This is a genomic window from Actinophytocola xinjiangensis, from assembly GCF_001921215.1.
GTDB lineage: Bacteria > Actinomycetota > Actinomycetes > Mycobacteriales > Pseudonocardiaceae > Actinophytocola > Actinophytocola xinjiangensis.
The window spans coordinates 98,368-119,688 of sequence record NZ_MSIF01000003.1 but is presented as its reverse complement, the minus strand read 5'-3'; the positions used below and the strand labels follow the sequence as shown (position 1 = coordinate 119,688).

Sequence of the window (21,321 nt, the reverse complement as noted above, 5' to 3'; positions counted from 1 at the left end):
GTTCAGCCTACTGAAGAACGGACATAATGCTCAGCATGCTGAAGGATGGGTCGTTCCGCGCGGACCGCGCGCTGGTGCTGGGTGTGTTCGCCGTCGTGGTGCTGACCGGGGTGGTCTGGTGGCAGGGCCAGGCCTTACGTGACGTGGTGCTGCTGCCGGACCAGGGGGCGTCCTGGTACTACTGGAAGCTGCCCGAGCCCACGGTGTGGACGCGGCTGTCGGCCTGGCTCGGCTACGCCGCCCACCAACTCGTCTCCTGGGGCCTGATCCACTACGCGCAGACGCGGATCCGCCGCTATACCGGCGGCCTCAAGCGGTACAACCTGATCTCGCTGGCCGCGAACCTGGGGTTCGTCCTGCTGCACCTGGCGCAGACCCAGCTGTTCTACGACGGCCTCGCCCAGGACGTGTCGATCTTCAGCTCGCAGGGCTCGGTGGTACTGCTGCTCGTGGTGGTGCTGCTGATGGAGAACCGCCGGCGCGGCCTGTTCGCCGGCCGGCGGGCGCCGATCCCGGCGACGGTCACCGACGTCCTGCGCCGCTACCACGGCTACCTGTTCAGCTGGGCGGTCATCTACACCTTCTGGTACCACCCGATGGAGGGCACCAGCGGCCACCTGATCGGCTTCTTCTACGTGTTCCTGTTGTTGCTGCAGAGCGGTCTGGTGTTCACCACCGCGCACACGAACCGTTGGTGGACGCTGAGCCTGGAGCTGCTGGTCGCGGTGCACGGCACGCTGGTGGCGGTGATGAACTCCGGCCCGGACGGGATGTGGCCGATGTTCCTGTTCGGCTTCCTCGGCGTGTTCGTGCTGACCCAGATGCACGGTCTCGGCCTGGGTGCGCGGACCCGGTGGTGGCTGTTCGCCGGGTTCGTCGCGGCGGTGGTGGGGGTCTACTCCTGGCGCGGCTTCGGTGACCTGGACGAGGTGGTGCGCATTCCGGCGATCGAGTACCTGCTGCTGGCCGTGGTCGCCCTGCTGATCCACCTGGGCGTGCTGGTGGCCCGTCGGCTCCGGCCGGTGAAGGAGCCTCGACCCTGACGGTCGTGCGTGTCAGGATGGACTACCCGGCCTTGGAGCTAGACCTCGTTCTCCCACAGGGTGAGGCGGATGTCGCGGGCGTCGGCGAAGTGCTGGCTGGCGATGGTGGCCGCCTGGTCGCCGTCGCGGGCCTCGATGGCGGCGACCAGTGCCTCGTGCTGTTCGAGGCTCTGCTCCCAGCGGCCCGGGTAGGACAGCGTGGTGATCGGGAACCGGCCGAGCTGGAGTTCGATGCGCTGCAACAGGTCCGCGAGCGCCGGCTGGTGCGCGGCGTTCCACACCGCCTTGTGGAAAGCACGGTTCGCCGCGACCCTGGCCCGCTGGTCCTTCTCGCTGGCGGCGACGTAGCGCCGGTGCGCCTTGCGCAGCTCGAAGATGTCGTTGTTGGTGCGGCGTTCGGCGGCGGTGCGGCCGGCCGCGCCCTCCAGCAGGATGCGGACCTCGCAGATGTCGAGCACCTCGCCGGGGCTGCGTTCCCGCACGGTCAGGCCGGTGCCGGTGCGCACCACGAGCCCGTCCTGCTCCAGGCGGGTGAGCGCCTCGCGGATGGGCGTGCGGCTGACCTGGAACGACTGGGCGAGAGCGGTTTCCACCATGTGCTGGCCCGGCTTCAGGTCGCCGACGTAGATGGCTTCCTTGAGCTGCTCGTAAGGATCCGGTAGGGGCCGGGCCGCGGGCCCCGAGTCGGAGAACTCGGGTGATGCTCTGTCCACGTCGTTCCTTGTCTACCAGGGGCGAACACAGGTATGCAGCAGGATACTCGCTGCCCAGAGCCGGTGAACCAACTCCACCCATCAGGGTGACGAGCGTTCGGATCCCGCTGTGTAGAAACGTATACCGGCAATGTGGGCGTCGGGCATGCCGAACAACCTCACGGAGAAAGGGACCTGGAAACCCGCACCGTCGTCTCCGGGCGGAGCGAAACCGCCCGCGAGCAGTACTCCACCCACCAGGTCGTCGACGAGACCGGCGAGCCGATCCCGGGCCTCTGCGCCTGCGGCGAGACGGGAGTCGGACTGTTCTGCTTCACCTACCCCGGCTGGGTCCTGGCTGACCGCCGGGTCGGTGTTCGGCCGCCGTGCCGGGGCGGGAGCGGCACGGCACGCGGTGCCTAGGGCTGGTCGGAGGCCCGCGCGCCCAGCTCCCGCATCGCGTCGGACAGGGAGTCGAAGGTCGGGATGGCGGCGGCGACGCCGCTGGAGCGCAGGACGCGGATGGCGACCCGGTCCTGGGCCACCAGGCCGAGGTGGCGGTGCTCGGTCTGGGCGCGTTCGGCCTGTTCGACCAGTACCCCGAGGCCGGCGGCGGACAGGAACGTGACCCGGGTCAGGTCCACGACGGTGACCGGGATCGTGTCGGAGTCGAACGCCTCGGCCAGCACGGGGGCGGTGCGCAGGTCGACCTCGCCGGCCACGGTCACCACGAGCAGGTCGGCGCGGTAGGGGATCCGCCGCACCATGAGCTGCTGGGGCCTTCCGGGAACGTCGTCGTGACCCGGTCGTTCGGACATCACAGCCCACCTCGGCTCGTTCGGCATCCACGCTACTCGCCGTCGTAGCCAAGGACGCGGCAGTACCGGCCGAGGATGCTTCGGGTCGGTGAACGCCTCGGCTACCGTTCTCGGCCATGGACAGGCCCAGGGACAGGCTCATGGACAGTGGGACCGAGAGCTGGAGCCAGTGGCAGCGACCCCGGCCGACGGCTGCCCAGCGACGCGGGGACGTCTTCAGCGGGCTCGGTGTGCTGGCCGGCGGGCTGCTGATGACCGTCCTGGTCAACAGCATGGGCATGCAGGTCTGGGGCACGGGCCCGGCGCTGGCCGAACAGCTGATGTGGGCGGCGGCGATCACCGCGCCGCTGGTCGTGCGGCGCAGCTACCCACTGGTCGTACTGTTGGTGGTCGGGGCGTTGCTGATCGTGGTGCAGCTGCGGCAGACCGGGGACAACCTGGTGCCGTCGGTGGCGCTGTTCCTCGCCATCTACACCAGCGGCGCGTGGGAACGCAACCGCACGGTGGCCCGCTGGTCACGGATCGGCGTGATCGCGGTGATGTTCGGCTGGCTGGGGCTGAGCCTGGTGGTCTTCCTGTCCCAGCCGTCCCCCGAACCGCTGCCCGGCGCGATGGGGCCGCTGGACCCGGTCCTCGCCTCGGTGCTGCACGGCATCGCGTTCAACGTCGTGTACTTCCTGTCCGCCTACTTCTTCGGTGAGCTGGCCTGGGTGTCGGCCAGGCGGCAGGCCGAGCTGGAACGCCGCGCCGAGGAACTGCGCCACTCGCAGGAGGAGAACACCCGGGGCGCGATCGTCGCCGAGCGGGTGCGGATCGCCCGTGACCTGCACGACGTCGTCGCCCACCACGTGTCGGTGATGGGGGTGCAGGCCGGCGCGGCCCGGCGGGTGCTGGCCTCGGACCCCGAGCTGGCCAGCAGCGCGCTGCGCACGGTCGAGGACACCGCGCGCACCGCCATCGGCGAGCTGCACGGGCTGCTGGGCGTGCTGCGCGCCGGGGACACCGAGTCGGGCCGGGAGAACCTGGCCGGACTCGACCAGCTGCCGGACCTGGTGACGGCCGCCCGCTCGGCCGGGCTGGAGGTGGAGCACGGCGTGTACGGACAGCCGAGACCGGTGCCCGACGGGGTCGCGCTCTCGGCCTACCGGGTGGTGCAGGAGGCGTTGACGAACGTGGTGAAGCACGCCCGCGCGCGCCGGGCCGAGGTCCGGGTGCGCTATCTCGACAGCACGCTGGAGGTCGAGGTCACCGACGACGGGCGGGGCGCGGCCGAGACCGGACGGTCCTCCGGCGGGTTCGGGCTGCTCGGCATGCGGGAGCGGATCTCGGTGCACGGCGGCGAGCTGGAGACCGGGCCCCGGCAGGGCTCGGGTTACCGGGTGCGGGCGAGCTTCCCGGCCGCCGCGACGGCGGAGGTGGGGTCGTGACCGCGCTGCGGGTCGTCCTGGCGGACGACCAGGACCTGGTTCGGGCCGGGTTCCGGGTCATCCTCGGGACGGAGCGGGACATCGAGGTCGTCGGCGAGGCCGGCGACGGGCTCGCCGCGGTGGAGCTGGCGGTGCGGCTGCTCCCGGACGTGGTGCTGATGGACGTGCAGATGCCGGGCGTCGACGGGCTGGAGGCGACCCGGCGGATCCTCGGTGAGCACCCCGAGGTCAGGGTGGTGATCCTGACCACCTTCGACCGCGAGGACTACCTGTTCGAGGCGCTGCGGTCGGGGGCCAGCGGGTTCCTGCTGAAGAACGCCTCGCCGGAGGACCTGGTCGAGTCGGTGCGGATCGTGGCGCGCGGCGACGCGCTGCTCTCACCGGAGGTCACCCGCCGGGTCATCGCGCGGTTCAGCGAACCGCGCGGGCCGCGCACCAGCAGCCGCCCGCCGCAGCTCACCGACCGCGAGTACGAGGTGCTGGTGGCGCTGGCCAGGGGCGCGAGCAACGCCGAGATCGCCGCCGAGCTGTTCCTCGGCGAGACCACGGTCAAGACCCACGTCTCCCGGGTACTGACCAAACTGGACCTGCGTGACCGGACCCACGCCGTGGTGTACGCCTACGAGAACGGGGTCGTGGCGCCGGGTTCGGCGTAGCGCGGGTCCTCCGCGCGGAGGACCCCCGGGGTGGGTCGCGCGCCGGACGCGGCGGTCCGCGCCGGCTTCCTAGGCTGGTCGCCATGTTGACGGTAACGGCGGTCAGCCGGAGCTTCGGGGACAAACGGGTGCTCGACGAGGTGTCCTTCGACGTGCGGTCCGGGCGCATGACCGGGTTCCTCGGAGCCAACGGGTCCGGCAAGACGACCACGATGCGGATCGTTCTGGGGGTGCTCGCCGCCCACGGCGGCACGGTTCGGTGGCGTGACCAGCCGGTGAACCAGCAGGTGCGCCAGCGGTTCGGCTACATGCCGGAGGAACGCGGGCTGTACCCGAAGATGAAGGTGGCCGAGCAGGTCACGTGGCTCGGCCGGCTGCACGGCCTGGACACGGTGAAGGCGAAGGCCAACACCGCGCGGCTGCTCGAACAGCTGGACCTGGCGCAGCGGGGCGAGGACAAGCTGGAGGCGCTGTCGCTGGGCAACCAGCAGCGGGTGCAGGTCGCGGCGGCGCTGGTGCACGACCCGGAGCTGCTGATCCTCGACGAGCCGTTCTCCGGCCTGGACCCGATCGCGGTCGACACCGTGCTGGGCGTGCTGCGTGAGCGGGCGGCGGGCGGCGTGCCGGTGTTGTTCTCCAGCCACCAGCTCGCGGTCGTCGAACGGCTCTGCGACGACCTGGTGATCATCTCCGGCGGCTCGATCGCCGCCCAGGGCGCCCGCGACGAGCTGCGCGCCAAGTACGGCACGACCCGCTACGAGCTGGTGGTCGACGGTGACGCCGGCTGGCTGCGTGACCAGCCGGGCGTGCGCATCGCCGACCTGGACGGTCCCCGCGCGGTGTTCGAGCCCGACGACCGCGAGGTCGAGCAGCGGGTGCTGCGCGCGGCGCTGGACCGGGGCCCGGTCCGCGCCTTCACCCCCGTTGTCCCCACCCTGGACGAGATCTTCAAGGAGGTCATCTGATGGCTGGTTCGTTCGGCTCCGCCACCCGGCTGGTCGCGGAGCGCGAGATCCAGACCTTCTTACGTTCCAAGGGGTTCTGGATCGGGCTCGGGGTGCTGATCGCCGGTATGTTCGCCGCGACGATCCTGCCGTCGGTGTTCGGCGGCGACCCGGACAAGGTGGCCGCGGTCGGCCCGAGGGCGGTCGAGGTGCTCGCCGGCGCGGACCTGGACGTGCGCGAGGTGGCCGACCTGACCGCCGCCGAGGACCTCGTCCGCACGGAGGAGGTCGAGGCGGCGGTGGTGCCGGACACCACCGGGGACTCGGTGACCGGCGTGCGGGTGGTCGCCCTCAAGGACGTGCCCAACGACGTGGTCGCCCAACTGAACACCGCGCCGCCGGTGGACCTGCTCGACCAGGCGGCGGTCAGCCAGGACGTCCAGCGGCTCGTGGTGATGGTGTTCTCGTTGATGTTCCTGCTGTTCGGTCTTGGCGGCACGGCGATCGCACAGAGCACGGTCACCGAGAAACAGACCAGGATCGTGGAGATCCTGGTGGCGACGGTCCCGGTCCGCGCGCTGCTGGCCGGCAAGATCATCGGCCACGCGTTGCTGACCCTCGGCCAGGTCGTGGTGCTGGCGATCGCCGCGCCGATCGCGCTGCGGCTCGGTGACCAGCAGGCGCTGCTGTCGCTGATCGCGCCGGCACTGGGCTGGTTCGTGCCGTTCCTGTGCGTCGGTTTCGTGCTGCTGGCCGCGATGTGGGCGGTCGCCGGATCGCTGGTGAGCCGCCAGGAGGACCTCGGTTCGACCATGGGCGTGGTGATGCTGCTGGTGATGGGCCCGTACTTCGCGGTGTCGTTCCTGTTCGACAACGAACCGGTGCTGGCCGTGCTGTCCTATGTGCCCTTCACCTCGGCCATCGCGATGCCGGTGCGGATGTTCGCCGGGGACGCCCAGGCCTGGGAGGCGTTGGTGTCACTGGGACTTCTGGCCGCCACGGTGGTGGCGGTGGTGCTGCTGGCGAGCCGGTTGTTCGAGGGCTCGCTGCTGCGGACCGGGGGGAAGGTCGCGCTGTCCAAGGCCTGGGCCAGCGTCGACTGAGGGGGGAGAGGCGGTGGCGGGTGGCCGACCAGGGGGTGGTCACCCGCCACCGTTCTCGTTGTGTCGGGCGGTGTGTCAGGCGGCCGAGCGGCCGGCGCGCGTGCGGCGCAGCAGGTCGCGGCGCTCGCGTTCGGTCGCGCCGCCGAAGATGCCGAAGTCCAGGCCGTTGTCCACGGCGTGGTCCAGGCACCGCGCGCGGACCGGGCAGCGGGCGCAGACGGCCTTCGCCTCGGCGGTCTGGCGCGCGCCGGGGCCCATTTCGGACACCGGGAAGAACAGTTCGGGATCCTCGTCCCGGCAGGCGGCGTCGTGCCGCCAGTCGTCATAGAAGTCCATCGGTAAGCCGCCTCCCATCACGGCGTGGGGGTGAGCCCGCGCAAGCGTGATCCTGGCGAGCCTCGTTCAGGTGGTTGCGTACCGCGATGGTCGCGGTACAGAAAGGGACCGTGCGGTGCTCCGGGGAGCGCGCGCACGATCAACCGTACGCCGTACAACGCGGGTTCGCACCGGAATTGTTCCGGCCGTCACGTGCGCGCGGCGCGTTCCACCTCTTCGAGGTCCTCGGCGGTGACCAGCCGGTACTCCGCGATGCGTTTCCCGACGGCGAACCGGGGGTTCTGGATGCGGCCGGTGCGGGCTTCGGCGTACGGGTCGGCCAGCTCACCGAAAGCGATCTGGGACACCGCGCGGATCGCGTCGTCCACCCGCTGCGGCCGGTCCAGGTTCCACGCGTGCCCGCCGCGCCACTCCAGCACCCGCTCGAAGATACGCCGGTTGGTCGGCGGGAACGGCGAGTCGTCGTCGCCGATCAGCCACGGCTCGGCCAGCGCCAGCGCCACGAACCACTCCTTGGAGTGCCGGGTCAGCAGGCCGCGCCGCACGTGCGGCTTGAGGTCGGTGTCGCGGCGGCGGGCGGCCAGCAGCGTGCCGTCCTCACCGGTCGTGGTGGTGACGGTGAAGGTCAGCAGCAGGTCGGTGAACAGCTCGATGCCGACCTGCTTGCCGGCCAGCACCACCAGCTCGTTCTTGCCGTGGTCGAGCATCGCCGACATCTCCCGCACCAGCGTCACCCGCCGGGCGCCGCCGGGGGCGTCGAGCAGGCTGGACAGCCGGCCCTCGTTGCCGCCCAGCCAGCGCAGTGTCACCGCCTCCTCGCCGACCACCAGCTCGGCCAGCACCCCCGAGACGTGCCGCGCGCAGTGCGGCAGCCGCACCGCCACCCGGCCCTGGCCGGAGCTGACCGCACCGTGCGGGTCCCGGCCGAACACCAGACGCTCCCCGGACTGGAGCCGAACCGGGTGCAGGTCACCCCCGCGCACCATGACAGCCAGCATGCCGCTCCTCACCCCGAGACCGGCCATCAGCGTACTCACCAGGCACTCTCCGCGATCCAGCACAGCACTCCGGCGAGCACCAGCGGAACCAGGTTCAGCGGGCCGACGGCCTCGTTGGCCAGCAGCACCACGAACCCGATCAGCTGGGCGGCGAGGTAGAGCCGGGGCCCCCACTTGTGGCGCAGCCACGCACCGGCGATGCCGGCCAGTGCCCCGGCGGTGAGCACCAGGGCGGCCAGGACGGCGTTCAGCTCGCCGTCGCCGAGGTCGGCGCCGTGGCTGACCTCGTCGACCCAGGTCATCACGATCAGCGCGAGCCCCACCAGGTTGGCCAGCGTGACCAGTACCAACAGGACGGTCAGGCCGACGGTCAGCCGGGGGCGGGATGTCGTTGCGGTAGTCACGTTCCAGGACGTTAGGCAACCGGCGGCGCCGTGACAGGGGGAAGTTTCCGCGCTCAGCAGACCCCGTCGAGACCGGGCGTGTGCGCCGCGCGCAGGTCCGCGCAGATCTGGTCGGCCGCCTCGTCCGGGTCGACCACCCACAGGCCGACGTCGGTGTCGGTCGAGCCGGTGGCCAGCCGCGAGCCGTCCGGGGAGAACTCCAGCCGGTTGACCGACGCGCCGTGGCCGTCGAGGACCGCGAGCAGCTGGCGGTCGGCCAGGTTCCACAGTCGTACGTAGGCGTCCTCGGTGGTCACCGACGCGACGGTCCGGCCGTCGGGGGACACGGCGAGCGCGCGGATCGCGGACGGGTGCTCGCCGAAGGTCTCGCGCCGTTCCCCGGTGACCGGATCCCGCAGCTCGATCGTCCCGCCCGTGCCGCCGGTGATCAGCGACGCGCCGTCGGGGGTGAACACCATGGCGGTGACGGTGTCCTCGCCGAGCGGGCGTCGCTGGTCGTCGGTGAACGACGGGACCTTCCAGGTGACCATGCTCGACGCGGCGTCCTCGCCGATGCCGGCCCCGGTCGTCGGCGCGAGCGGGGTGTTGGTGAGCGCCCGCAGCTGGTCGCCTCCGGGGGAGAACAGCAGCCGGACCGGCCACTGGTCGCCCAGCACCAGCTCCGCGCGTTCGGTCAGCGTCGCCACGTCCCACACGGTGATCCGGTGGTCCTCGCCGGACTCGGTGTCCTGGAGGGCCTCGTGCGCGGCGGCCAGCCAGCGGCCGTCGGGGGAGACGGCCATGGCGCCCCGGAACATCCGGCCCTCGATGCTGACCGAGCGCTCCGGCGTGATCCCCAGCCCCGGCGGGACCACGCTGAACGTCGCCTTCTCCGAGCCGACGATCCGCGTACCGTCCGGTGTGTACAGCACGCCGAAGATCGCGCTGTCGGACTTCTCCGGCCGGCCGACCTGTTCGTTGGTGCGGGTGTCCCAGGTGTACAGCGTGCCGTCGGCCTCGCCGGCGGTGACCCGCCGGCCGTCGGGGTGGAACGCCAGCCCGGTGATCGAACCACTCGGCTCGATGTGCCAGCCGTCGTTGGTGAACCAGCGCAGCACGGTGCCGTCGCTGTTGGCCGCCATCCTGGTCCGCCCGTCGCCGGACGCGGCGACCGCGAGCACCGTGCCGCCGCCGGCGGTCCCCGAACGCCGACCCTGCGGCAGCCCACCGAGGTAGGCGCCGCTGATCGGGTTCCACAGGCTGATCGTGGCGGTGTCGCTGTTGGTGTAGAGCATGGAACCGTCGGTGTTGAACGTCATCGCCGACGGGCCCTGGCCGGGATCGGTGACGTGCCGGGTGACGTCCGGGGTCTGGCGCAGCAGCACGCCGGTCCGGGGATGCCAGAACCGGATCATGTTGTCCGAGGAGCTCGCGGTGGCCAGCAGGTCCTTGGACATCGCCACCAGGACCGGGGTCATCTCCGCGTTGGAGGAGGTCCGCTGGTGGTCGAAGTGGCTGCTGATCCGCCGGCCGGTCGCCGGTTCCCACAGCTCGACGCCGCCGTCGGCCCGCCCCACCGCCAGCCGGTCGCCGTCCACGCCGTAGGCCAGCGCGAAGGTGACCTGCGCGTCGCTGGCCACCCAGCGGATCACCTTGCCGGTCCTCGGGTTCCACTCGGGAACCCAGGCGGTGCCGTCCTCGCGGATGGTCACCGCCGCGACGGCCTCGCCGTCGGGCCGCCAGGCCACCGCGCCGATCGCCGGGTACACGTCGTGCAGCCGGCTCACCTGCTGGCCGGTGGCCACGTCCCACACGTACACGCCGGAGTCCTGGTTCTCCGAGTCCAGGCTGGAGGTCGCGAGCAGCGTGCCGTCCGGCGAGAAGCGCACGGCGGCCACCGCCCCGGTGTTGGTCAGCTGGACCTCGCGCCGCCGCCCGGCCTCGACGTCCCACAGCACGATCTCGCCGTCACCGTTGCCGATCGCGATCAGCGAGCTGTCCTGGTTGATGTCCGCGGCCCGTACGCCGGTCAGCCCGGCGTCGAACTCGGTGGGATAGCTGAGCATCCGCGCCGACAGCAGCGCGCCGCGCGCCTCCGGGGTCTGGCTGGTGCGCCACCCCTGGACTGCCTTGCGCATGGCGTCGACCGGGTCGACGTCGCCGACCGCCAGCGACTGGGCCGCCAGCTGGCGCGACAGGGCCACGTTGCGTTCGCGGGTGGCCTCGTCGTAGGCGAGCACCGCGACGAACCCGGCGACCAGCGCCAGCACCAGCAGGGTCGCCAGGCCCGCGACCACCCCGCGCAGCCGCCTGGTCCGCCGCCGCCGGTCCCGGTCGCTGGCGTGCAGGAACGCCGTCTCGTCGCGGGTGAGGTCGGCGCGGCCGGCCGCCCAGTCCAGCGCGGCCACCAGCCGAGCACCCCGGTACAGGTCGCCCCGGTCGTGCCCGCCGGCCCGCCACCCGGCTGCGGCCTCGTCGAGCTGTTGGCGCACCAGCAGGCCGGCCCGGTCCTCGGCGACCCACTCGCCCAGTCGGGGCCAGGCGGTCAGCAGCGCGTCGTGGGACAGCGTCACGCTGTCCTGGTCGACGGTCACCAGCCGGGCGCTGACCAGACTTTCCAGTACCGGCGCGGGAATGTCGGCGCGGCTGGCCTGCCGCCGGGCGATGCCGCCGCCGTCGAGCAGCGTCACCATCCGTAGCATGGCGGCCCGCAGCGCGTACCGGTCGTGCTCGGTGAGCCGCGAGTAGACGCCGTCGGCGGTGAGCGCGACCGCGCGGTCGACACCACCGGTGCGCTGGTAGCCGGTCAGGGTCAGCACGTTGCCCGACCGGTTGTGCCACGTCTCGCGCAGCGCGTGCGCCAGGCGGGGGAGCGCGCCGGGGTCGCGCCCGGCGCCGACGTCGGTGATCAGCCGGTCGACCAGGCCCGGTTCGACCAGCAGCCCGGCCGCCTCGGCCGGCCGGGTGACGACCTGGGCCAGCTCGTCGGCGGTCAGCGGACCCAGCACGTACGGGGCGGCCAGTGCCGGCTTGAGCGGGTCGAGGGTGATGCAGTGCTCGACGAAGTCCGCGCGCACGGCCAGCACCACCCTGGCCGGCCACGCGTTGGCCAGCGCGACGACGAACGCCTCCCGCTCGCGCGGGTCGGTGGTCTGGGTGAACAGCTCCTCGACCTGGTCGACCGCGATCACCAGCGGCGCGTCCGAGGCGGCGGTCGCGCCCCGGCACAGCGCGCCCAACCGCTCCGGGTGCTCGAAGAGCTGCCAGGCCAGCTGTTGGGGGTCGGTGTGGGTGAGCGCGGCGAGACGGGCGGCGAGGGTGCCGATCGGGTGTTCGCCGGGGGTCATCGCCAGCCGGGGCGCGCCGGGGTCGTTCCTGGTGTGCGCGGCCAGCAGCCCGGCGTGCAGCAGCGAGGACTTGCCGGCGCCGGACGCGCCGACCACCAGCAGTGGCCCGGCGTCGGCGTGCTGCCTGGCCAGCCTGGCCAGCAGGTCGCGCACCGCCTGTTCACGGCCGAAGAACCAGTCGCTGTCGGTGGTGCCGAAGCTCTGCAGACCGGGGTAGGGGCACCGGTCGTGCACGACCTTGGTCGGGGGGTCGGCGGTGAGCTGGCCGCCCATGGTCGCCAGCAGCCGCACGAAGTAGGTCTGGCCGGGGTCGGCGCCGGCCGGCAGGTCGATCACCGCCGCCGTCGGTGCCTCGGCGGTGACCGCACTCGCGGCGGCCATCAGTTCACCGGCGGTGGGGTAGCGGCGCCGGGGGTCCTTGTCCATCCCGGTCCGCACGACCAGGTCCATGGCCGGCGGGATGCGCCGGTCGAACAGCGACGGCGACGGCGGCGGGTCGTTGAGCTGGGCGGCGAGCTTGCCGACGGTGTCCGGGGCGGGGAAGGGCACCCGGCCGGTGAGGCACTGGAACAGCACGCACGCCAGCGAGTACACGTCCGACGTGGCGTCCACGTCGTCGCGCATCAGGCGCTCGGGCGCCATGTAGTCCAGGGTCCCGATCTGTTCGCCGGTCTGGGTGAGCTTGGTGACGTCCGGTGCGACCGACCGGGCGATGCCGAAGTCGGCGAGGTAGGCGGTGCCGTCGGCGTCGAGCAGGATGTTGGCCGGTTTGACGTCGCGGTGCAGCACGTCCCTGGCGTGCGCGGCGTCCAGCGCGCTGGCCACCTGGACGAGGATCTCGTTGGCGCGCACCGGATCCAGCGGCCCGTTGGCCAGCAGGCGCTTGAGGTCCTGGCCGTCGACCAGCCGCATGTCCAGGTAGAGCTGCCCGTCGATCTCGCCGTGGGCGTGGATCGGCACGATGTGCGGCGCGGACAGTTCGGCGGCGATCCGGGCCTCGCGGCGGAACCGGGCCCGGAACTCCTCACCGGCCGCGCCCGGCAGGCGTTTGAGGGCGACGTAGCGCCGGTTCACGGTGTCGTAGGCGCGGTGGACCTCACCCATTCCGCCGCGCCCGAGCAACTCCTCGATCCGGTACGGCCCGAACAGCTCGGGCGCGACGTCGCCGCTCACGGTGGCCTCCCCCAGTAAGATCGCGCCCAGCCTACGGGCAGCGAAAGCCCTACTGGCACAGGGCGAACATCTCGTCCAGCGCCGCGTCCTGGCCGGCGTCGTCGAGGTCGTCCCACAGCAGGGAGCGCACCGCCTCGACGCAGGCGGCCAGTTCGGTGCGGGTGTCGTCCAGGTCGGCGTTGCGCCCGGTGCCGGCGTCGACGAGGCGGTCGGCGTTGGTGAGCTGCTCGGTCACCCCGCTCAGCTCGGCGCGCCGGTCGGCGAGGGTGGCGGCGGTGTCGTCGTGTTCCCCGCTGGCCATCACGTACAGCGCGGTGAACAGGCCGGCGATGAGCAGCAGGGCCACCGCGCTCACCCCCAGTGCGAGCGCGGTGCGCCGGCTGGCCCGCCGGGGCGGTGGCGGCAGCGGCCGATAGGCCGACGGTGGGTGACCGATCGCGGGTCGCGGCGTCGGCGGGCCGGGCGTCGGCGGATAGGTCATCGGCACGGTGGGCTGGGGGCCGGGGTAGTGCGTCATGGTTGGTCTCCGCAGTGGGTGAGCATCTGGTCGAACGCGGCGTCGAACTCGTCCTGGTCGGCGGTGCCGCTGATGTCGATGGCCGACCGGGCGGCGTCGGCGCACGGCCGCAGGTCGGCGATGATGGCGTCCAGCTCGGCCCGTTCGCGGTCCAGCTCGTCCAGGGTGGATTCGCTGGCGGTCAGCTCGGCGCGGTCGTCGGCCAGCGCGCGTTCGGTGCCGGCGATCTCGGTCTCGAGTTCGCCGATGTCGGATCGCTGGACCAGGAACAGGGCGACGAACAGGCCCGCCGCGGCGGCCAGCGCGGCGACGACCACGGCCAGCGCGGTCACCGTGGTGCGCCGCACACCGGGCGGTTTCGGCTCGGTCATGGGTGTTTTCCCCTTTCTCCGGTTCGGTGTGGTCCATGCTCCGGAGACGGGGCCGTGAAGGTAAGCGGAAGGATCCAGGGTTGAATGACGGGCCACGGCGCCCGACCCCGTGGGTGCCCGCGATCGGAGGACACATGGCGAAGGAAACCCGGGACGTCGAGCGCATCTACTCCACCGCCGACGTCGTGGCCAAGCTGCGGCGGCTGGCCGACGCGCTGGAGTCCGAGACGTCCTTCCGGATCCAGATCGCCGGGGAGCGGTTCCGGGTCCCGGCGCGCGCGCAGTTCTCCATCGAGCACGAGCGCGGTGACGACGAGGAGGAGATCGAGTTCCAGCTCAAGTGGAAGCTCGATGACGACGGTGAGGACGCCGAGCAGGACGAGGTCGTCTGAGATCCCCCGTGGGCGGGGCGACGGCGATCGTCGTCCCGCCCATAATGGGACCGTGGACGACTATCGCGCGGGGTGCGCGGAGATCGAGTCGGTGTGGGCGCGCGAGATCGCCGGCGAGGACGGGCCGCTGCCCGGGTCGGGGCTGACCGCGCTGGTGACCCCGCAGGGCTGGTGCGGGCACGTGGAGCCGGCCGACGGCCGGTGGGCCGTGGGCGTGCTGGCCGCCGCGAAGACGATCGTCGCCGCGGTCGCCGCCGCCTACGACGTGCCGGAGCGGGCGGTCACCATGCGCCCCGACGGTGAGCGGGCGGTGTTCGTCTGGGTGTATTCCACGGCCGGTGGCGCCGACTACCACCGGGGCTGGCCGCATCCGCCGCTGGACGGCAGCGAGTACATCGACATCCAGCGGGAACGGCCGGGCACCAGCCTGCTCGATCTCGTCCAGCTGACCACCAGGGCCCGGTCCTACCAGGAGACCTGGTCGGCGCTGCGCACCGGCCGGCAGGTGGACATGGCGCAGTTGGTGCGCCGCTACCACCGCCTTCGCGCGGGGATCCACGACCTGTTGCCGCGTACCCGCCCCGACCAGCTCCGCGACATCCTGTTGCAGGTCGGGGTGAGTCGTGAGGCCCTGCCCGACGACGTGGCCGAGACCATCGGCTACCCGGCGGGCAGTGAGCTGACCATTCCCTTTCCCAGAGCCTGAATGGTCACGGCCTGACTCGTCACGCCCGGGGTTTGTCGGCCACCGGGACCAGTTCGGTGCAGCGCCCCAGCCCCAGTCGCGGTGTGTTGACGTAGACGGTCTCGGCGTAGCGGGACAGGTAGGTCTCGTGCCAGATGCCGACCGCGTCGGCGGCGCGGACCGCGCGGCGGTTGAACGCCTTCCACGCCGGCCAGTGCCCGGCGTGCGGCGCGGCGGCGTACTCGTAGAGCTTCTCCAGGCTGTTCCAGTACTGGACGACCGTGGGGTGCGGGCCCTCCAGCATGAGCCGGTGGCCGAGCAGGCCGGAGTCCTCGGCCTCGCCGAGTTCCCGCAGCATCGTGGGCATGGCACGCAGGACCGGCAGCCACAGGTCGGGTCGCCAGAACTTGTTGATGGTCATCCCGATCAGGAAGACCACGAGCTCACCGTCGTAGTGATGGGTCATCCGACCGGATACGACCATAAGCGCACAGTCAACACGAATCCCGGGCTTCGCGGAAGGTGACCGGCAGGGGTTTGCCGGCTGTCCGAACGGGCACGCAACACCCATGACCGAGTCCGAGACCGGACCGTCGATCCGGCCCTCGCGCACCGACGGCGTGATCCTGGCCGTGGGTCTGGTCTACGTGGTTCTCGCGGTGGCCGGGACGGTCAAGGTCGGGTGGCACGACTTCGGTTGGTCGGAGCCGGACCGCGTGTTCTGGGTGTTCGGTGTGAGCACCCTGGCCAACGTCGTGCACGGTGTCGTCGGACTGGTCGGCCTGTTCGCCGCGGTCGGTAGCGCCGCGTTCGCGTTCACCCCGGTGCTGGGCGTGACATTCACGGCGATGGCGGCGTTCGGCATCGTCGCGATGTCGGCCAACGACGGCGGCGACCCGCTCAACCTGACCTGGTGGAACGTGATCCTGTACGTGGTGAGCGCGGTGGCCTGCGGGTACGCCTACATAGGCCGCGTGCACGACCTGCACCTGCGGCGGACACGGACCTCAGCCGGCCGGTGAGGGCCCCAGCGGCAGTGCCGGGGCGAGTCGTTCGAGGACCTCGACCATGGCGGGGACGTCGTCGGGGCGTGGGTCGGGCACGGTGCCGGCGCCGGCCAGGGGGTGGACCAGGACGTGGTCGGCACCGGCGTCGAGGTGTTCCTGGACGCGCCGGGCGATGGTGGTCTCGTCGCCCCACACGGCGATGGCGTCCAGGAGGCGGTCGCTGAGGCTGCCGGCGAGGTCGTCCTCGTCGTAGCCGAGGTCGCGCAGGTTGTTGGCGTAGGGGGATGGCAGGCCCCGGGCGGCGAGGTTGGCGCGGGCGGTGGCGCGGGCGCTGACCGGGTCGGTGTCGAGCACGACGGCCTGGTGGGGGATGAGCAGCTTGTCCGGCCCGAGGATCCGCCGGGCGCGGGCGGTGTGTTCGACGGGGACCAGGAACGGCTGGACGCCGTCGGTGCGTTCCCTGGCCAGTTCCAGCATGCGCGGTCGCAGCGCGCCCAGGACGCGGGGGAACGGGGCGGGTGGTGCGCCGTCGGCGGCGGCGTCCATCTGGTCGAGGTAGGCGGTCATCCGCCGCAGTGGGCGGTCGTAGCTCTGGCCGCTGTGCTCGACCAGTGGGCGGTGGCTGATCCCGAGGCCGAGCACGAACCGGCCGGGGTAGGCCTGCGCCAGGGTGGCGCCGCCGCCGTGCATGGCCGCGCCGTGGCGGGCCCACAGGTTGGCGATGCCGGTGCCGATGACGAGCGTGCGGGTGGCGGCCAGCAGGATCCCGTGGTGGGCGAAGGCCTCCTTGCCGCCGATCGTCTCGCCGCTCCACAGCGAGCCGTAGCCGAGTTCCTCGATCCGGGTGGCGGCCCGGCGTTCGACGTCGGCCGGGGTGACGGCGAGGGTCGGCGGCGCCAGCCAGACCCCGGTGCGTCCCAGTCGTTCCCGCATCGCGCTCCTCCTCAACTGAAACGGAACGGTTCTCCGTTTGGCTGCCGCTACGATATGGAACGGTTCTCCGTTTTGGCAAACCTCCGGGAGGGGCGGACATGGACACACCGGCGTCGCCCCGGGCCGACGCGCGGCGCAACCGCGAGCGGGTGCTCGCCTCGGCCGGTGAGGTGTTCGCCCGGCACGGCGTCGACGCCTCGCTCAACGACATCGCCCGCCGGGCCGGGGTCGGCCCGGCCACGCTCTACCGCCACTTCCCGACGCGCGAGGCGCTGCTGGTGGCGCTGCTCGCCGACTGCTACGACGCCCTCGCCGCCCAGGCGCGCGACCTGCTCGACGATCCCGCGCCGGACGCGGCCCTGGTCACGTGGCTGCGTGCCTTCGCCGCCCACGTCACCGTCTTCCGTGGCCTGGCGGAGCCGGTGCGCGCCGTGCTGACCGACGAGACCTCGGCGCTGTCGGCGGCCTGTCACGGCATGCGCGCGGCGTGGGCCGACCTGCTCGACGGCGCGCGCCGCCGGGGCGCCGTGCGCGCCGACGCGCGGCCGGAGGACCTGCTGCGGCTGGTCAACGCGATCGCCTGGGCGACCGAGGATCTCCCCGGCCGCGCCGACGAGACCGATCGCCTCCTCACGCTGGCCCTGGACGGTTTCCGGCCGTAGGTCCGGTTGACCCACCGTTGACGAACCGGTCACCCGTGTGCAACCTTTGAGGCCCGGTTCGCAAGAAGTCGACTGATCGACGCAAATTGCTTGGCTACGGTCTGAAACTTCGGACCGGTGTCCTTCCCTGCCTGCTCGTCACCACCGAACAGAGGACACCCATGGAACGCACGCTGCCCCGATGGCGGCTGGTCACCGGCCTGCTCACGGCCTTACTGCTCGTCGTCGGCCTCCTGCCGAGCGCCTCGGCCGCCACCGGCCCCACCGCGCCCACCGCGTCCCCCGCGGCCACGTCCGCCCCGGCCGCCAGCGCGGTGCTGGACGCGACCCTCTCGGCCAGCAGCTCGCTGCCCGAGTACCCCGTCGGCAACGCCCGTGACGGCAACCAGTCGACCTACTGGGAGTCCGCCAACAACGCCTTCCCGCAGTGGATCCAGGCCGACCTCGGCGACTCGGCCCGCGTCGACCGGGTGGTGCTCAAGCTGCCGGCCTCGTGGGGCCAGCGGACCCAGACCCTGACCGTCCAGGCCAGCACCACCGGGACCACGTTCACCACGGTCGCCGCGAGCACCGGCCACCGGTTCGACCCGGCCTCGGCCAACACCGTCGCCATCCAGTTCACCGCGATCACCACCCGCTACCTGCGGCTGACCGTCACCGCCAACACCGGCTGGCCGGCCGCGCAGCTCGCCGAGTTCGAGGTGCACGGGCCGGTCTCCGGGGACACCCAGGCGCCGACCGCGCCCGGCACCCTGACCTACACCCAGCCGGCGTCCGGGCAGATCCGCCTGGCCTGGAGCGCGGCCACCGACGACACCGGCGTCACCGCCTACGCGGTGTACCGCGACAACGCGCTGGTCACCACCGTGCCCGGCGACCAGCTCAGCCACACCGAGACCCAGCCGGCGTCCGCGACCGTCGAGTACTTCGTGCGCGCGCGGGACGCCGCCGGCAACGAGTCGGCTGACAGCAACCGGGTGACCCGGGTCGGGCAGGGCCAGGAAGGCGAGAACCTGGCCGTCGGCAGGCCGATCGAGGCCTCCTCGACCGTGCACAACTTCGTCGCCACCAACGCCAACGACGACAACGCCGGCTCGTACTGGGAGTCCGCCGCCGGCTACCCGTCCACGCTCACCGTGAAGCTGGGCTCCAACGCCGACATCACCTCGGTGGTGGTCAAGCTCAACCCCGACCCGATCTGGGGCCGGCGCACGCAGAGCTTCGAGGTACTCGGCCGCGACCAGGACTCCGGCGAGTTCGCCACGCTGCTCGCCCGCGCCGACCACGTCTTCGACCCGGCCACCAACCAGAACACGGTGACCCTGCCGGTCAACGGCCGCGCCGCCGACGTGCGACTGCGGTTCCACGCCAACTCCGGCGCACCCGGCGGACAGGTCGCCGAGTTCCAGGTCATCGGCACCTCGGCCCCCAACCCCGACCTGACGGTCGCCTCGCTGGCCTGGACGCCGACCGCGCCCGACGAGTCGAGCGAGATCTCGCTGTCGGCGACGGTGCGCAACACCGGCCCGGTCGCGGCCCCGGCCACGACCGTCAACTTCGCGCTCGGCGGCTCGGTGGCCGGCAGCGTCCCGGTGGCGCCACTGGCGGCCGGGGCGTCGGCGACGGTGTCGCTGGACGCGGGCAGCCGCGCCGAGGGCAGCTACACCGTGTCGTCCACAGTGGACCCGTCGAACACCGTCGTCGAGCAGGACGACACCAACAACACCTTCACCTCGCCGGACCGGCTGGTCGTCAGCCAGGCGCCCGGCCCGGACCTGCGGATCACCGGCATCACCGCCACCCCGCCCAACCCGGCGGTCGGTACCAGGGTCAGCTTCGCCGTCGCGGTGGAGAACCGGGGCACCTCGGCGGCGGCCGCGTCGGTGACCAGGCTGGTCGTCGCCGGCACCACGCTGGACACCGCCACCTCATCGATCGCCGCCGGTGCCACGGTGAACGTCGCGGTCAACGGCACCTGGACCGCGACCAGCGGCGGCGCCACGATCACCGCCCAGGCCGACGCGACCGGCGCGGTCGCCGAGACCAACGAGAGCAACAACGTGGCGTCGCACTCGATCGTCGTCGGACGCGGGGCGTCGGTGCCCTACGTCGAGTACGAGGCCGAGGACGCCCAGTACGACGGCACGCTGCTGGAAACCGATCCGCTGCGCACCTTCGGGCACACCAACTTCGCCACCGAGTCCTCCGGGCGCAAGTCGGTACGGCTGACCTCCACCGGCCAGTACGTCGAGTTCACCTCCACCATCCCGTCGAACTCCATCGTGGTCCGCAACTCGGTCCCCGACGCGGCGGGCGGCGGTGGGGCCGAACACACGATCAGCCTGTACGTCAACGGAACCTTCGACCGGAAGCTGACCCTGTCCTCGCGGCACAGTTGGCTCTACGGCAACACCGACGACCCGGAGGGACTGACCAACTCCCCGCAGGCCGACGCCCGGCGGCTGTTCGACGAGTCGCACGCGCTGCTCTCGCGCTCCTACCCGGCCGGCACGAAGTTCCGGCTCCAGCGTGACGCCGGGGACGACGCGGCGTTCCAGATCATCGACCTGGTCGACCTGGAGCAGGTCGCGCCGCCGCTGTCCAAGCCGGCGGAGTGCACGTCGATCACCGAGTACGGCGCGGTGCCCGACGACGGCAACGACGACACCGCCGCGATCCAGCGCGCGGTGACCGACGACCAGAACGGCGTGATCTCCTGCGTCTGGGTCCCGGCCGGCCAGTGGCGCCAGGAGCAGAAGATCCTGACCGACGACCCGGACAACAACGGGCAGTACAACCAGATCGGGATCAGCAACGTCACCATCCGGGGCGCCGGCATGTGGCACTCGCAGTTCTACACGCTGACCCAGCCGCAGGACGCCGGCGGCATCAACCACCCGCACGAGGGCAACTTCGGGTTCGACATCGACAAGAACACCCAGATCTCCGACATCGCGATCTTCGGCTCCGGCCGGATCCGGGGCGGTGGCGGGGCCGAGGGCGGGGTCGGCCTCAACGGCCGCTTCGGCACCGGCACCAGGATCTCCAACGTGTGGATCGAGCACGCGAACGTCGGGGTCTGGGTCGGCCGGGACTACAGCAACATCCCGGCGCTGTGGGGTCCGGCCGACGGCCTGGAGTTCACCGGCATGCGCATCCGCAACACCTACGCCGACGGCATCAACTTCACCAACGGCACCAGGAACTCGCGGGTGTTCAACTCCTCGTTCCGCACCACCGGCGACGACTCGCTCGCGGTGTGGGCCAACCAGTACGTCAAGGACACCAGCGTCGACGTCGCGCACGACAACGAGTTCGTCAACAACACGATCCAGCTTCCCTGGCGGGCCAACGGGATCGCGATCTACGGCGGCTACGGGAACAAGATCGAGAACAACCTGGTGTACGACACGATGAACTACCCCGGGATCATGCTGGCGACCGATCACGACCCGCTGCCGTTCTCCGGGCAGACGCTGATCGCCAACAACGCGCTGTTCCGGTGCGGCGGGGTGTTCTGGGGCGAGCAGCAGGAGTTCGGTGCGATCACGTTCTTCGCGCAGAGCAGGGACATTCCCGGTGTGACACTGCGCGACACCGAGATCCATGACTCGACCTACGACGGGATCCAGTTCAAGACCGGTGGCGGCAACGTGCCGAACGTCGGGATCACCAACGTGACGATCGACGACTCGAACAACGGGGCCGGGATCCTCGCGATGGGTGGTGCCCGGGGCAGCGCCACGCTCACGAACGTGACCATCACCAACTCGGCCGACGGCGACGTCGTGGTCGAACCGGGGTCGCAGTTCGTGATCAACCAGGGTCCGTGAG

At 71.7% G+C, this 21,321-nt stretch carries 21 protein-coding genes; 11 read left to right on the top strand and 10 right to left on the bottom strand.

Annotation, left to right across the window (positions count from 1 at the left end; genetic code table 11):
* Positions 1-35: 35 nt before the first annotated feature.
* Complete coding sequence (locus BLA60_RS08380; RefSeq protein ID WP_211288648.1) at positions 36-1,043, top strand: hypothetical protein; 1,008 nt, start codon at positions 36-38, stop codon at positions 1,041-1,043.
* Positions 1,044-1,081: 38 nt separating this feature from the next.
* Here BLA60_RS08380 and BLA60_RS08375 read toward each other — a convergent pair whose 3' ends face one another.
* Positions 1,082-1,756 (bottom strand): GntR family transcriptional regulator, encoded by a 675-nt coding sequence (locus tag BLA60_RS08375; RefSeq protein WP_075132222.1) that lies wholly within the window; start codon positions 1,754-1,756, stop codon positions 1,082-1,084.
* Between the two features lie 132 nt (positions 1,757-1,888).
* Here BLA60_RS08375 and BLA60_RS08370 point away from each other — a divergent pair, with 132 nt between their 5' ends.
* On the top strand, positions 1,889-2,158 hold the full coding sequence (locus BLA60_RS08370) for a hypothetical protein (RefSeq protein WP_075132221.1): 270 nt from the start codon (positions 1,889-1,891) through the stop codon (positions 2,156-2,158).
* Here BLA60_RS08370 and BLA60_RS08365 read toward each other — a convergent pair.
* A complete protein-coding gene (locus BLA60_RS08365) occupies positions 2,155-2,553 on the bottom strand; it encodes an STAS domain-containing protein (protein WP_162292922.1) in 399 nt (132 codons plus the stop codon). The two genes, BLA60_RS08370 and BLA60_RS08365, sit on opposite strands and share 4 nt — an antisense overlap.
* A gap of 140 nt (positions 2,554-2,693) precedes the next feature.
* Between BLA60_RS08365 and BLA60_RS08360 the strand changes: the two genes are divergently transcribed.
* The 4 genes from BLA60_RS08360 (at position 2,694) to BLA60_RS08345 (ending at position 6,683) form a co-directional block, all read left to right on the top strand.
* Complete coding sequence (locus BLA60_RS08360; RefSeq protein ID WP_075132219.1) at positions 2,694-3,980, top strand: sensor histidine kinase; 1,287 nt, start codon at positions 2,694-2,696, stop codon at positions 3,978-3,980.
* Complete coding sequence (locus BLA60_RS08355; protein WP_075132218.1) at positions 3,977-4,636, top strand: response regulator; 660 nt, start codon at positions 3,977-3,979, stop codon at positions 4,634-4,636. The genes BLA60_RS08360 and BLA60_RS08355 overlap by 4 nt, the downstream gene beginning before the upstream one ends.
* An 83-nt stretch (positions 4,637-4,719) precedes the next feature.
* Positions 4,720-5,601: an ABC transporter ATP-binding protein gene (locus BLA60_RS08350; protein ID WP_075132217.1), complete on the top strand. Its 882-nt coding sequence runs from the start codon at positions 4,720-4,722 to the stop codon at positions 5,599-5,601.
* On the top strand, positions 5,601-6,683 hold the full coding sequence (locus tag BLA60_RS08345; RefSeq protein ID WP_075132216.1) for an ABC transporter permease: 1,083 nt from the start codon (positions 5,601-5,603) through the stop codon (positions 6,681-6,683). Before BLA60_RS08350 ends, BLA60_RS08345 begins: the two co-directional genes overlap by 1 nt.
* Positions 6,684-6,758: 75 nt before the next feature.
* Here BLA60_RS08345 and BLA60_RS08340 read toward each other — a convergent pair whose 3' ends face one another.
* The 6 genes from BLA60_RS08340 to BLA60_RS08315 form a co-directional block, all read right to left on the bottom strand.
* Positions 6,759-7,019, bottom strand: coding sequence for a WhiB family transcriptional regulator (locus tag BLA60_RS08340; protein ID WP_075132571.1), 261 nt, complete (start codon positions 7,017-7,019; stop codon positions 6,759-6,761).
* Positions 7,020-7,207: 188 nt separating this feature from the next.
* Positions 7,208-8,017 carry a hypothetical protein gene (locus BLA60_RS08335; protein WP_245811886.1) on the bottom strand — a complete coding sequence of 270 codons (810 nt, stop codon included), beginning with the start codon at positions 8,015-8,017 and terminating at the stop codon, positions 7,208-7,210.
* A gap of 35 nt (positions 8,018-8,052) precedes the next feature.
* A complete protein-coding gene (locus tag BLA60_RS08330; protein ID WP_075132215.1) occupies positions 8,053-8,421 on the bottom strand; it encodes a hypothetical protein in 369 nt (122 codons plus the stop codon).
* Between the two features lie 53 nt (positions 8,422-8,474).
* Positions 8,475-12,920, bottom strand: a complete 4,446-nt coding sequence (locus tag BLA60_RS08325) for an nSTAND1 domain-containing NTPase (protein ID WP_075132214.1) — start codon at positions 12,918-12,920, stop codon at positions 8,475-8,477.
* A gap of 49 nt (positions 12,921-12,969) precedes the next feature.
* Complete coding sequence (locus BLA60_RS08320; protein WP_075132213.1) at positions 12,970-13,437, bottom strand: hypothetical protein; 468 nt, start codon at positions 13,435-13,437, stop codon at positions 12,970-12,972.
* On the bottom strand, positions 13,434-13,808 hold the full coding sequence (locus tag BLA60_RS08315) for a hypothetical protein (protein ID WP_075132212.1): 375 nt from the start codon (positions 13,806-13,808) through the stop codon (positions 13,434-13,436). The genes BLA60_RS08320 and BLA60_RS08315 overlap by 4 nt, the downstream gene beginning before the upstream one ends.
* A 134-nt stretch (positions 13,809-13,942) precedes the next feature.
* Here BLA60_RS08315 and BLA60_RS08310 point away from each other — a divergent pair, with 134 nt between their 5' ends.
* Complete coding sequence (locus BLA60_RS08310) at positions 13,943-14,200, top strand: amphi-Trp domain-containing protein (RefSeq protein ID WP_075132211.1); 258 nt, start codon at positions 13,943-13,945, stop codon at positions 14,198-14,200.
* A gap of 52 nt (positions 14,201-14,252) precedes the next feature.
* Entirely contained in the window at positions 14,253-14,906 is a 654-nt protein-coding gene (locus BLA60_RS08305) for a hypothetical protein (protein WP_075132210.1), read from the top strand.
* 19 nt (positions 14,907-14,925) lie between these two features.
* On the opposite strand, the gene BLA60_RS08300 is transcribed toward BLA60_RS08305, so the two are convergent.
* The gene (locus tag BLA60_RS08300) at positions 14,926-15,351 is read right to left on the bottom strand and encodes a DUF4188 domain-containing protein (RefSeq protein ID WP_211288647.1); all 426 of its coding nucleotides are present in this window, start codon (positions 15,349-15,351) and stop codon (positions 14,926-14,928) included.
* A 103-nt stretch (positions 15,352-15,454) separates the two neighbouring features.
* Here BLA60_RS08300 and BLA60_RS08295 point away from each other — a divergent pair, with 103 nt between their 5' ends.
* A complete protein-coding gene (locus tag BLA60_RS08295; protein WP_075132208.1) occupies positions 15,455-15,907 on the top strand; it encodes a DUF4383 domain-containing protein in 453 nt (150 codons plus the stop codon).
* Here the strand turns inward: BLA60_RS08295 and BLA60_RS08290 are convergent.
* Positions 15,893-16,825, bottom strand: a complete 933-nt coding sequence (locus tag BLA60_RS08290) for a TIGR03620 family F420-dependent LLM class oxidoreductase (RefSeq protein ID WP_075132207.1) — start codon at positions 16,823-16,825, stop codon at positions 15,893-15,895. The two genes, BLA60_RS08295 and BLA60_RS08290, sit on opposite strands and share 15 nt — an antisense overlap.
* Before the next feature lie 98 nt (positions 16,826-16,923).
* Between BLA60_RS08290 and BLA60_RS08285 the strand changes: the two genes are divergently transcribed.
* Positions 16,924-17,487 (top strand): TetR/AcrR family transcriptional regulator, encoded by a 564-nt coding sequence (locus BLA60_RS08285; RefSeq protein ID WP_075132206.1) that lies wholly within the window; start codon positions 16,924-16,926, stop codon positions 17,485-17,487.
* Positions 17,488-17,648: 161 nt separating this feature from the next.
* A complete protein-coding gene (locus BLA60_RS08280) occupies positions 17,649-21,320 on the top strand; it encodes a CARDB domain-containing protein (RefSeq protein ID WP_075132205.1) in 3,672 nt (1,223 codons plus the stop codon).
* The last annotated feature ends 1 nt before the right edge of the window (position 21,321 follow it).